Here is a 2533-nt window from a genome sequence, read left to right as displayed (position 1 = left end):
GGCCGAGATGCGCGGCATAGAGCCGGCCGAGCCGGCCGAGCAGCCGGCGCCGCAGCACCGCCGCCCCGCCCGGCCGGTGGCGCGGCAGATAGGCCAGGGCCGCGGCATGGCCGGCGAACAGCACGAACAGCTCGGCCGCGTCGGAGAAGCCGAAATTCAGCGGTGTCAGCCGTTGCAGCACGCTGTCGCCGGCATGGTTGACGAAGATCGCCACCAGCGCGAAGCCGCGCCAGACATCCAGCGCGCTGTCGCGCCCGCCCGGCCAGGCGGCGCCGGAGGGTGGCGCGGTCGTTCTGGTTGCGGTCATGTCGCCTGTCAGGTGGAGCCGGACGCGGACGGAGGCCAGTCCGCTCAGGCAGGCGTGAGGTCGACGCTGACCGTCAGCCCGTGCTGGCCGCCGCCCAGGATGATGCCGCGCAGCGGGGAGATGTCGTGGAAGTCGCGCCCCCAGCCCAGCACCACATGCTCCTGCTGCACCACCAGGTCGTTGGTGGGGTCGAGGTCGATCCAGCCGAAGGGCTCGCCCAGCCAGGCGCCCACCCAGGCATGCGACTGGTCGGCGCCGAGCCGCGCCACCCCGCCCGGCGGCGGGCGGGTGCGGATATAGCCCGAGACATAGCGCGCCGGCAGGCCGAGGCCGCGCAGCCCGCACAGCATCAGGTTGGTGAAGTCCTGGCAGACGCCGGCGCGCTGCGCCAGCACTTGCGCCACCGGCGTCGCGATGCCGGTGACCCCGGCGCGGAAGGTGAAGTCGCGCTTGATGCGCCCGTTCAGCTCCAGCAGCCCCTCCAGCACCGGCCGCCCGGCGGGGAAGGATAGCGCGGCATAGGCGCGCGCCGCCGCCTGCTCGGGCAGCATCGGCGAGGGATAGGTGAACTCGGCGGCCTCCGGGTGGCGCGCGGCCTCGGCCGCCACCTGCTCCCAGGGCGGGGTCAGCCCGGCCAGCGGCGGGGCGGGGAAGGCGGTCTCCACCTCGGCCTCGGCCACCACCTCGAAGCGGGCATGCGGGCGGTCGAGGAACAGCCAGGTCACCCGGTTGCCGAAATGGTCGGTGTCGCTGGCCACGCGCGCCGGCTCCGGCGCGCAGGCGATGCTGTCCCACACCACGCGCTGCTGCGGCAGCGGGCGCGGCGAGAGATGCAGCATGTGCGTCGCGATATCCACCGGCTCGGCATAGTCATAGGCGGTGGCGTGGCGGATGCGCCACCTCATGCGGCCCCCCAGAACAGCACGGCGGGTTGCTCCGGCACGTCCTGGCCCAGCGTCTGGGCCGGCGGCAGCAGGGCGAAGTAGCGGCGGGCGATGCCGTCCGAGAGCGCGGCGATCTCGCCCTCCATGGCGGCCAGGCGCGGCGCCAGCTGGGCGGCCAGCGGCGCCTGGTCGGCGGCGGCCAGCAATTGCCGCGGGATCGCCTCCACCGCCGCCATCAGCGCGTCGAGGCCGGGCAGCAGCGCCTCCTCGGCGCCGCCATCGAGCTCCACCAGCCGCCGCCGCATGGCCTGCAGCTGGTAGGCCAGCCCGCGCGGATTGCCCGGATCGGCCAGCACGAGGTCGAGCGCCGGGGCCGGCTGCAGCACGCCGAGATAGCGGCTGCGGTAGGTGATGACGGAATCGCACAGCTCCAGCGCCAGGCGCAGCCCGCCCTCGATGCGGCTGGCCGGCTGGGCCAGGGCGAAGCCCAGCTGCGCGGCGATCGCCTGGGCGCGCTCCAGCCGCCGCCCGAGGTCGAGGAAGGCATAGCCGCCGGCGCGCACCATGTTCTCGGCCGCGGCGCCGGCGACGCCGGCGGAGTAGCGCAGGATGCCGGCCAGCACCTCCTCCAGCCCGGGCAGGCCGCGCCCCTGCTGCGCCGCCTGCACCCGCACCGCGCGCAGCGGCAGGGTGAACAGGGTGTGCATGTCGCCGGTCAGCCGGTCGCGCACCGATTCGACCAGCCGGGCGATCTCGGCCATCAGCCAGCCCAGCGTGCCGTCCTCGCGCAGCGCCCGCCACAGCGCCGCCTGCAGCGCGGTGTTGGCGGCGCCGTTCGGCGCGTCCTCCTTCTGGGCCAGCCCGGCATGGTGCAGGGCGGCGGCCAGCGCCGAGAGCTCCGCCTGCTCGCGCGGCAGCAGCGGGCCGCGGTCGAGCCGGCCGAGCACCGCGCGCATCAGCCGCGCCGAGCCCTCCAGCCGTTCCACATAGCGGCCCAGCCAGAACAGGTTGTCGGCGACGCGGGAGGGCAGCTCCCCGGCGCCGCGCTGGATGGCCAGCGGCGGCGCGGGCAGGGCGGCGGGGCCCAGGATCTGCGTGCCCTCCTCGCTCAGCACCCAGACATCCTTGGCGACGCCCTGGCGCGGCAGCCGCCCGCCGAACCCGGCGGCGTCGTCCGTCACCCGGGCCAGCCCGCCCGGCAAAGCGTGCCATTCGCCGCCATCCTGCACCAGGAACAGGCGCAGGATGACCGGCGCCGGGGAGAGGCGCGGGCCATCGGCGCAGGGCGCGACGGAGGGCGGCAGGGCGCGGCTGGCGGCGTAGTCCTGCGGCCGCTCGGCGA

Annotated in this window: 3 protein-coding genes; all 3 read right to left on the bottom strand. The window is 75.6% G+C overall.

Annotated elements, in window-relative coordinates:
* The coding region (gene opgC, locus HMPREF0731_RS04480; RefSeq protein WP_007002841.1) for an OpgC domain-containing protein at positions 1 to 307 on the bottom strand (307 nt) is incomplete at its 3' end.
* Positions 308 to 351: 44 nt separating this feature from the next.
* Complete coding sequence (locus HMPREF0731_RS04475) at positions 352 to 1212, bottom strand: transglutaminase family protein (protein WP_007002840.1); 861 nt, start codon at positions 1210 to 1212, stop codon at positions 352 to 354.
* Positions 1209 to 2533, bottom strand: a 1325-nt coding sequence (locus HMPREF0731_RS04470; RefSeq protein WP_007002839.1) for an alpha-E domain-containing protein, incomplete at its 5' end; no start/stop codon positions are given. The genes HMPREF0731_RS04470 and HMPREF0731_RS04475, both read right to left, overlap by 4 nt.

The organism is Pseudoroseomonas cervicalis ATCC 49957 (assembly GCF_000164635.1).
GTDB lineage: Bacteria > Pseudomonadota > Alphaproteobacteria > Acetobacterales > Acetobacteraceae > Pseudoroseomonas > Pseudoroseomonas cervicalis.
Note: the sequence above shows the minus strand (reverse complement) of the source record. Positions and strands in the feature narration are given on the sequence as shown.

What these genes read in the sequence shown, in the direction of transcription:
- HMPREF0731_RS04475 (WP_007002840.1), bottom strand. Translation starts at nt 1,212, where the DNA reads ATGAGGTGGCGCATCCGCCACGCCACCGCCTATGACTATGCCGAGCCG.